Genomic DNA, 8,744 nt, shown 5'->3' with positions numbered 1-8,744 from the left:
CCACCGCCCCGCCGCGTCGTGCGCAGGTGCTGGTGCTCGGCGCCGGCATCGCCGGCCTGGCCTGCGCGCGGCGGCTGCGATTGCGCGGCGTCGACGTCGCGCTGCTCGACGTGGAGGATGTCCCCGGCGGCAACAGCCGGGGCCATCGCATCGGCGCCGGACCGGCGCTCGGCGAGGGCCTGCGCTGCCCGCTCGGGGCGCACTACCTGCCGACGCCGGGACCCGAGGCGGTCGAGGTGCGGGCGCTGCTGGAGGACCTGGGCCTCGCGCGCCAGGAACACGGCCGCTGGCTCTACGAGGAGCGTTGGCTCTGCCACAGCCCCCAGGAACGGCTGTGGTGGCAGGACCAGTGGGTCGACGGCTTGCTGCCGCCGGCGGAGTCCACCGAGGTCCAGGCGCAGTACCACCGCTTCGGCGGGCTGGTCGAGCAGGCGCGGCGCGAGGTCGGCTTCGCGATGCCCAGCACCCATCACGCCTGGACCGCCGCGCATCGGGCGCTGGACGCGAAGACCTTCGCCGCCTGGCTCGACGAGCACCGGCTGACCGCGGCGCCGCTGCGCTGGTACCTCGACTACTGCTGCCGAGACGACTACGGCGCGGACGCGACCCAGGTGTCGGCCTGGGCGGGACTGCACTACTTCGGCAGCCGCCATGGCTTCATGAGCGGCGAGGAGCGCGAGGCCGTGCTGACCTGGCCGCAAGGCAACGGCTGGTTGTCGGAGCGTCTGGCCGCACCGCTGGCCGACGCCTTCCACGGTGGCCGCACCGCCCTGCGCGTGCGCGAGGAGCGGCATGGCGTGCAGGTCCTGGCGTGGAACGAGGCGGCGCGGCGCGCGGAACGCTGGGAGGCCGACCAGGTGGTGATGGCGATGCCGCTGTTCATCGGCGCGCGGCTGGTGGAGCAGCCGCCATCGGCGCTGACCGAAGCCGCGCGCGGCATGCGCCATGCGCCGTGGCTGGTCGCCAACCTGCTGCTGGACGCGCCGCCGCTGGAGCGCCTGGGCGCGCCGCTGTCCTGGGACAACGTCGCTTATGGCGGCGAGGCGCTGGGCTACGTCAACGCCGGCCAGCAGGAACTGGATCCCAGCCGCGGGCCGCTGGTGCTGACCGCCTACCGGGCACTGCGCGAATCGCAGCGCAAGGAGCTGCTGCAGGACGACTGGCGCGCCTGGGCCGGCCGCGTGCTGGCGGACCTCGCGCCGCTGCACCCCGACCTGCCGGAGCGGCTGCAGCGCATCGAACTGATGCGCTATGGCCACGCGATGAGCATCCCGTACCCGGGCCTGCGCGGCGCGCCGGCGCTGGCCGCGCTGCGGGCGCGGGGGCACGGCCGGCTGCAGTTCGCGCATGCGGACCTCGCCGGCTACTCGGTGTTCGAGGAGGCGTTCACGCAGGGCGAGGTCGTGGCGGCGCGGATCCTGTCCCGGTCGTCGAGGTGACCGCCGCCGCGGTCAACGATGGCTCGCGCCGGCGAGCGGATCAGCCGCCGGTCACCGGCGGGAAGAAGGCCACCTCCGACCCATCCTTCACCGGCGTGTCCTCCGGCAGGATCTGCTGGTTGAGCGCGCAGCGGATCGCGCGACCGCGCGCCAGCGCCTCGGCATGCGCCGCGTCGCTCGCGATCAGCGCATCGCGGATCGAGCCCAGCGTCGCGCCGGCATGATGCGCGATGCGCTCGTCGGTCCCCAGGGCCTCGCGGAGCGAAGCGAAGTAGCGCACGGTGATCGTCATCTCGGTCAGCTTGTCGAAGGAAGTCGCGGTCCGGCCGCTGCGGCGCGGCCAGTCAGAACAGCTCGTTGAACGGCAGGAAGCGCAGCGGCTGCCCGGGCTCGACGGTGCTGCCGGGCGGCAGGTCGATCAGCCCGTCGGCCCAGGCCGCCGAGCTCATCACGCCGGAACTCTGGTTGCCGAAGAGCTGCAGCCCGCCTGCGTCGCTGAGCTTCGCGCGCAGGAACTCCCGGCGCTTGTCCGCCTTGGTCCAGGTGAATTCGGCGGGCAGCAGGAAACCGCGCGGCGTCAGCTGCGTCGCGCCTTGCAGGCGCAGCAGCACCGGCCGCACGAACAGCAGGAAGGTCACGAAGCTGGACACCGGATTGCCGGGCAGCCCGATGAACCAGGTGCGGCCGCCTTCGCGGGTCACCTCGCCGAAGGCCAGCGGCTTGCCCGGCTTGATCGCGATCTGCCACAGGTCCAGCCGCCCTTCCCGCTCCAGCGCGGGCTTGAGGTGGTCCTCCTCGCCGACGGACACGCCGCCTGAACTGAGGATCAGGTCGGCATCCCTGGCCGCATCGCGCAGCGCCGCGCGGGTCGCGTCCAGCGAATCGGGCACGATGCCCAGGTCGCGCACCTCGCAGCCCATCGCCAGCAGCAGCGCGTGCAGCGTCGTTCGGTTGGAGTTGTAGATCTGGCCGGGGCCGAGCGGCTCGCCGGGCAGCACCAGTTCGTCGCCGGTGGAGAACAGCGCGACACGCGGCCGCGCCGCCACCGTCAGCGCCGCCGCGCCAGCCGTCGCGGCCAGCCCCAGCGAGGCGGCATTGAGGCGCATGCCGGCCGTCAGCACCGGCTGGCCGGTTCGCAGGTCCTCGCCGCGGCGACGGATGTGCAGGCCCGCGACGAGCGGCGCATTGATGCGCACCCGGCCGAGGCCCGACCCGCTCTCCGGCAGCGCCTCGCACATCTCCTGCATCAGCACCGCGTCGGCGCCTTCCGGCACGGTCGCGCCGGTGAAGATCCGCGCGGCCGTGCCGGGCTGCAGCGGCCCGGGCACCGAGCCCGCCGCCACGCGCTGCGACACCGGCAGCACCGCCCCCTCGCCACCCAGCGCGGCCACGTCGGCCGCGCGCATCGCGTAGCCGTCCATCGCGCTGTTGTCATAGGGCGGCACGTCCAGCGGCGACACCAGGTCCTGCGCCAGCACCCGCCCGCGCGCCAGCGGCGTCGGCACCGATTCGGTCCGCCCCAGCTGCGTCACCTGCGACAGCAGGCGCTGCAGCGCGTCCTCCATCGGCAGCATCGGCGCGCGCGGCGCCGCAGCGCCCGCGGCGGCGGTCGGAGCGGACTTCGCGTCAGACATGGTCGACGATGAACTGCTTGACCTGGTCGACGGAGACCGGCAGCACGGTCACGCGCTTGGGGCGCGACTCGAGGTCGGCCAGCGCGGCGGGTCGCGGCGGCACCAGGCCCAGCGCCTCCTCGATGGTCGCGGCGAACTTGGCCGGCAACGCGGTCTCCAGCACCAGCATCGGCACGCCGGGCTGGCGCTTGGCGAGCGCCACCTTCAGGCCGTCGGCGGTGTGCGTGTCGATGATGACGCCGTACTGCGCATGGCACTGGCGGATCGTCGCGACGCGGTCTTCATGCGTGCTCCGGCCCGAGACGAAGCCGTAGCGCTCGCCGATGCGGGCGCGCTCCTCGGCGGTGATCTCGAAGCAGCCCCTGGCCGCCAGTTCCTCGCCGAAGAGGCGGTTCACGCGCGCCGCATCGCGGTCCAGCAGGTCGAACACGAAGCGCTCGAAGTTGCTGGCCTTGGAGATGTCCATCGACGGGCTGGAGGTCTCCAGCGTGTGCTCGGCGCCACGCGGGCGATAGACCCCGGTGCGGAAGAACTCGTCGAGCACGTCGTTCTCGTTGGTCGCGACGACCAGTTGCTCGATCGGCAGTCCCATCATCCGCGCCACATGGCCCGCGCAGACGTTGCCGAAATTGCCCGACGGCACGGTGAAGCTGACCCGCTCCGACTCGGTTGTCGTCGCCTGGAAGTAGGCGGCGAAGTAGTAGACGACCTGCGCCAGCAGCCGCGCCCAGTTGATCGAGTTGACGGTGCCGATGCGATGACCGCGCTTGAACGCGAGGTCGTTGGACACCGCCTTGACGATGTCCTGGCAGTCGTCGAACACGCCCTGCACGGCGATGTTGTGGATGTTGGGCTCCTGCAGGCTGAACATCTGCGCCTGCTGGAACGGGCTCATGCGCCCGTGCGGGCTGAGCATGAAGACCTGGATGCCGGCCTTGCCGCGCATCGCGTACTCGGCGGCGCTGCCGGTGTCGCCGGAAGTCGCGCCGAGGATGTTCAGCGTCTCGCCGCGGCGACCCAGCTCGTACTCGAACAGCTGGCCCAGCAGCTGCATCGCCATGTCCTTGAAGGCCAGCGTCGGCCCATTGGACAGCGCCACCAGCGCCAGGCCCGGCTCCAGCGGCTTGAGCGGCGTGATCTGCGGCGTGCCGAAGACGGCCTCGGTGTAGGTGCGCGCGACGATCGCCTTCAGGTCAGCGGCCGGGATGTCGTCGATGTAGAGCGACAGGATCTCGAAGGCCAGGTCGGCATACGACAGCCCGCGCCAGCGCGCCAGCGTCGCCGCGTCGACCTGCGGATACGCGGTCGGCAGGTACAGCCCGCCATCGGGCGCCAGGCCCTCCAGCAGGATGTCGCAGAAGTGGCGTTCGGTCTTGTCGCCCCGGGTGCTCAGGTACTTCACGCCAGTTCTTCCTTGCGCAGCTTGACGATCGGCGCCAGCACCGTCGGCAGCGCCTGCATCCTGGCCAGCGCCTCGCGCATGCGGCCTTCGCGGGTGTCGTGCGTCAGGATGATCAGGTCGGTCTGGCTCTCGCCTTCGGCCGATTCGCGCTGCAGCACCGCGTCGATGCTGATCTCGTGCTCGGCCAGGATGGTGGTGATGCTCGACAGCACGCCCGCCTGGTCCGCCACCCGCAGGCGCAGGTAGAAGGCGGTCTGCACCTGGTCCATCGGCAGGATCGGCGTGTCGTTCATCGCGTCCGGCTGGAAGGCCAGGTGCGGCACGCGGTGGTCCGGATCGGCCGTCGCCAGGCGGGTGATGTCCACCAGGTCGGCGATCACCGCCGAGGCCGTCGGCTCCGCGCCCGCGCCCTTGCCGTAGTACAGCGTGGTGCCGACGGCATCGGCCTGCACCAGCACCGCGTTCATCGCGCCCTCGACATTGGCGATGAGGCGTCCCGCCGGGATCAGCGTCGGATGCACCCGCAGCTCGATGCCGTTCTCCCGGCGGCGCGCGATGCCCAGCAGCTTGATCCGATAACCCAGCTGCTCGGCGTACTTGATGTCGGTCGCCTGCAGCGCGGTGATGCCCTCGACATGCGCCTGGTCGAACTGGACCGGGATGCCGAACGCGATCGCGCTCATGATCGTCGCCTTGTGCGCCGCGTCCACGCCCTCGATGTCGAAGGTCGGGTCGGCCTCGGCATAGCCCAGGCGCTGCGCCTCCTTCAGCACCGTGCCGAAGTCCAGGCCCTTGGAGCGCATCTCCGACAGGATGAAGTTGGTCGTGCCGTTGATGATCCCGGCGATCCACTCGATGCGGTTGGCGGTCAGGCCTTCGCGCAGCGCCTTGATGATGGGAATGCCGCCGGCCACCGCCGCCTCGAAGGCGACCATCACGCCCTGCTCGCGCGCGGCCGCGAAGATCTCGCTGCCGTGCACCGCCAGCAGCGCCTTGTTGGCCGTGACCACATGCTTGCCGGCCTTGATCGCGTCCAGCACCAGCGTGCGCGCGATGCCGTAGCCGCCGATCAGCTCGACGACGATGTCGATCTCCGGATTCGCGATCACCTCGCGCGCGTCGCCCACCACGGTGCAGGCGTCGCCGACGATGCTGCGGGCGCGCTCGACGTCCAGGTCGGCCACCATCGCGATCTCGATGCCGCGACCGGCGCGGCCGCGGATCTCTTCCTGGTTGCGGCGCAGCACCTGGAAGGTGCCGCCGCCGACGGTGCCAATGCCCAGCAGGCCAACTTTGATCGGGTTCATCGTCATGTGTCTTTCAGGAGGTCGAGGGGTCAGCGGCCGTGGCGTTTGCGATAGGTGCCCAGGAAGCGCTCGATGCGACCGACGGCGTCGCGCAGGTCGTCGGTGTTGGGCAGGAACACGAGCCGGAAATGATCGGGAGACTTCCAGTTGAAGCCCGTCCCCTGGACGATCAGCACCTTCTCCTCGGCCAGCAGCTCGTAGGCGAACTGCTGGTCGTCCTCGATCGGATAGATCTTGGGGTCGAGGCGGGGGAACATGTAGAGCGCGGCCTTGGGCTTGACGACGCTCACGCCCGGGATCTGCGTCAGCAGCTCGTAGGCGAGGTCGCGCTGGCGCGCCAGCCGGCCGCCCGGCGCCACCAGGTCCTTGATCGACTGGTAGCCGCCCAGGGCGGTCTGGATCGCGAGCTGGCCCGGCGTGTTGGCGCACAGCCGCATCGAGGCCAGCATGTTCAGGCCGGTGATGTAGTCCAGCGCATGACGCTTGTCGCCCGAGACCACCATCCAGCCGGCGCGGTAGCCGCAGCTGCGGTAGTTCTTGGACAGGCCGTTGAAGGTCAGGGTCAGCACGTCGTCGGACAGCGCCGCGATGCTGGTGTGCACCTGGCCGTCATAGAGCGTCTTGTCGTAGATCTCGTCGGCCAGGATGATCAGCTGGTGCTGGCGCGCCAGCGCGACGATCTCGCGCAGCAGCGACTCGGGATACAGCGCGCCGGTCGGATTGTTCGGGTTGATCACGACGATCGCCTTGGTGCGCGGCGTGATCTTGGCCTTGATGTCGGCGATGTCGGGGAACCAGTCGCTGGACTCGTCGCAGACGTAATGCACCGGGTTGCCGCCCGAGAGCGCGACCGCGGCGGTGTACAGCGGGTAGTCGGGCGCCGGCAGCAGCACTTCGTCGCCGTTGTCCAGCATCGCGTTGAGCGCCATCACGATCAGTTCGGACGCGCCGTTGCCCAGGTAGACGTCGTCGACCGCGACGCCACGGATACCCTTTTCCTGGCAGTAATGGACCACCGCCTTGCGCGGCGCGAACAGGCCCTTGGAATCCGTGTAGCCGGCCGCGTCGGGCAGGTTGCGGATCATGTCCTGGACAATCTCGTCCGGCGGCATCAGGCCGAAGGCGGCGATATTGCCGATGTTCAGCTTGATGATCTTCTGGCCCTCTTCCTCCATCTGCCGAGCCTTGTCCAGCACGGGTCCGCGGATGTCATAACAGACATTGGCCAATTTGCTGGACTTGGTGACAGTTCTCAAGATGGCTCCTGGAATACACAGGGGAAAATCGGGACCGTCGATTTAAACACAGGGTTATCGCGGGTAATCGCGCGGCCGCTCCGCCCCACCCTCCGTCGCTGCCAGAATCAGCCTCAATGAAATTTCAACCCGACCAGCCGCTGGGCGGCAACATGATCTCCAAGCACGACCTGCACCATGTGTGGGTCAATGGCGTCGAGCAGGCGCACAGCGTGCTGGTGCCTTGGCAAGGACAGCCCGAGGACTGGGACGTCACCCGCTTCGAGGACCTGACCGAGGCTCACTTCGAGCGCATCCTGAAACGCAAGCCCGAGCTGGTCATCTTCGGCAGCGGATCGAAGATCCGCTTCGCGCGGCCGGCGCTGTATCGCGGGCTGATCGACGCCCGCATCGGCATGGAGACGATGGACATCGGCGCCGCCTGCCGCACCTACAACGTGCTGGCGAGCGAAGGCCGCGCCGTGCTGGCGGCGCTGCTCATCGAGCCCTGAACGCCCGCCGGCCCCGGCGCCGCGTGCTGCCTCCCTCTCCCTGGGAGCGCATTGGCTCGTCCAGGTCAGCCGGAGAGAGGGACCACCCATTCAACGTATAATCGCTGGCTATGCCCGCCCGGGCACATCTCTCTGAAGAACGCCACATGACGCCAGCGCTCAACAAACCCCTCCCGGACATTGAAGCTCTTGCCACGGGAGGCGTGAAGTTCACACCCCAAGCCTTTTTGGGCAAGGTCGTGGTGCTGTACTTCTACCCGAAGGACAACACCCCGGGCTGCACCACCGAAGCCATGCAGTTCCGCGACCATCACAAGGATTTCGTGAAGGCCGGCGCCGTCGTGCTGGGGGTTTCCCGCGACAACATGGCTTCGCACGACAAGTTCAAGCAGAACCTGGAACTGCCGTTCGAGCTGATCGCCGATACCGAAGAAAAGCTCTGCCACATGTTCGGTGTGGTGAAGAACAAGATCATGTACGGCAAGAAGGTCAAGGGCATCGAGCGCTCGACCTTCCTGATCGACGCCCAGGGCATCCTGCGTGAGGAATGGCGCGGCATCAAGGTCGCCGGCCACGTCGACGAAGTCCTGAAGGCGGTCAAGGCACTGAAGAAGGAAGCCGCCTGATCAACACCGCGATCCCGCAAGGATCGCGGAATCTCGGATCGGACCACCGATTCACGTGGTCCGCATCCCGGGTTTGCGCTGACTCGCACAAGGCGCCGTCTGACAGCAACGCCGCCATCCGTCCGTCATGGGCACCTCCGGCGAGTTGTGCATAATCGGCCGCATGCCCCTGTGCCTGATCGCAGCGATTGAATCCCCAAGGACGAGCCGCACCGCCCCCGGTGCGGCTTTTTGTCTTCTGGGGCTCGCCCGCGAGTTCGAGGCCCCCGATGCCGCCGATACCTCCGGCATCGCCACCGCCCGTCAGGCCTGGGGCATGACCCCTGGTCCGCGTGGACCCAGGCTCATCACGCAAGCCCGCCACCCCCGCACATGCCACTGCCCAAGCCTCCGACCAAGCGCGCCAGCCGCCTAGATTCCGACGCCTACGCGACCGACCTGTCACCCAGCAAACGCCCTCCCGCGCTCGAGGCCAACCCGTCCGCCACCATCGCCGCGAACCTCGTAGAGACCGCCCTGCCGGCGGCCTCCCCGGCCCAGCCACCTGCGTCCGCCGCGCGCTCGCGCGCCGAGCCGGTCGAGGCCCGGG

The 8,744-nt window shown here is 69.4% G+C and carries 8 protein-coding genes and 1 pseudogene; 4 read left to right on the top strand and 5 right to left on the bottom strand.

What is annotated here, in order from left to right; all coding sequences use genetic code 11:
• Positions 1-1,439 (top strand): flavin monoamine oxidase family protein (locus CS062_RS24400; protein WP_143742500.1); only part of this gene is annotated, 1,439 nt, incomplete at its 5' end.
• A 40-nt stretch (positions 1,440-1,479) separates the two neighbouring features.
• Here the strand turns inward: CS062_RS24400 and moaD are convergent.
• The 5 genes from moaD to CS062_RS24375 are packed head-to-tail and all read right to left on the bottom strand — an operon-like array spanning position 1,480 to position 7,038.
• Positions 1,480-1,731 carry a molybdopterin converting factor subunit 1 gene (gene moaD, locus CS062_RS24395; RefSeq protein WP_091723943.1) on the bottom strand — a complete coding sequence of 84 codons (252 nt, stop codon included), beginning with the start codon at positions 1,729-1,731 and terminating at the stop codon, positions 1,480-1,482.
• A gap of 52 nt (positions 1,732-1,783) precedes the next feature.
• The gene (locus tag CS062_RS24390; protein ID WP_233218238.1) at positions 1,784-3,073 is read right to left on the bottom strand and encodes a molybdopterin molybdotransferase MoeA; all 1,290 of its coding nucleotides are present in this window, start codon (positions 3,071-3,073) and stop codon (positions 1,784-1,786) included.
• Positions 3,066-4,475 (bottom strand): threonine synthase, encoded by a 1,410-nt coding sequence (thrC, locus tag CS062_RS24385; RefSeq protein WP_099864402.1) that lies wholly within the window; start codon positions 4,473-4,475, stop codon positions 3,066-3,068. Before thrC ends, CS062_RS24390 begins: the two co-directional genes overlap by 8 nt.
• Positions 4,472-5,782, bottom strand: coding sequence for a homoserine dehydrogenase (locus tag CS062_RS24380; RefSeq protein WP_099864406.1), 1,311 nt, complete (start codon positions 5,780-5,782; stop codon positions 4,472-4,474). The genes thrC and CS062_RS24380 overlap by 4 nt, the downstream gene beginning before the upstream one ends.
• A gap of 29 nt (positions 5,783-5,811) precedes the next feature.
• Positions 5,812-7,038, bottom strand: a complete 1,227-nt coding sequence (locus tag CS062_RS24375; protein ID WP_099864401.1) for a pyridoxal phosphate-dependent aminotransferase — start codon at positions 7,036-7,038, stop codon at positions 5,812-5,814.
• Between the two features lie 116 nt (positions 7,039-7,154).
• Between CS062_RS24375 and CS062_RS24370 the strand changes: the two genes are divergently transcribed.
• The 3 genes and pseudogenes from CS062_RS24370 to CS062_RS27115 form a co-directional block, all read left to right on the top strand.
• Positions 7,155-7,529, top strand: coding sequence for an Mth938-like domain-containing protein (locus CS062_RS24370; protein ID WP_099864399.1), 375 nt, complete (start codon positions 7,155-7,157; stop codon positions 7,527-7,529).
• 146 nt (positions 7,530-7,675) lie between these two features.
• The gene (locus tag CS062_RS24365) at positions 7,676-8,155 is read left to right on the top strand and encodes a peroxiredoxin (RefSeq protein ID WP_091723931.1); all 480 of its coding nucleotides are present in this window, start codon (positions 7,676-7,678) and stop codon (positions 8,153-8,155) included.
• A gap of 372 nt (positions 8,156-8,527) precedes the next feature.
• Positions 8,528-8,744 (top strand): annotated as a pseudogene (locus tag CS062_RS27115) (hypothetical protein); the annotation flags it as partial.

The sequence above is a fragment of the Roseateles chitinivorans genome, from assembly GCF_002761755.1.
In the GTDB taxonomy this organism is placed as follows: Bacteria; Pseudomonadota; Gammaproteobacteria; order Burkholderiales; family Burkholderiaceae_C; genus Roseateles; species Roseateles chitinivorans.
Note: the sequence above shows the minus strand (reverse complement) of the source record. Positions and strands in the feature narration are given on the sequence as shown.

Coding starts and splice junctions, on each gene's coding strand:
- CS062_RS24365 (WP_091723931.1), top strand. CDS start 7,676: ATGACGCCAGCGCTCAACAAACCCCTCCCGGACATTGAAGCTCTTGCC.
- CS062_RS24370 (WP_099864399.1), top strand. CDS start 7,155: ATGAAATTTCAACCCGACCAGCCGCTGGGCGGCAACATGATCTCCAAG.
- CS062_RS24380 (WP_099864406.1), bottom strand. CDS start 5,782: ATGAACCCGATCAAAGTTGGCCTGCTGGGCATTGGCACCGTCGGCGGC.
- CS062_RS24390 (WP_233218238.1), bottom strand. CDS start 3,073: ATGTCTGACGCGAAGTCCGCTCCGACCGCCGCCGCGGGCGCTGCGGCG.
- moaD (WP_091723943.1), bottom strand. CDS start 1,731: ATGACGATCACCGTGCGCTACTTCGCTTCGCTCCGCGAGGCCCTGGGG.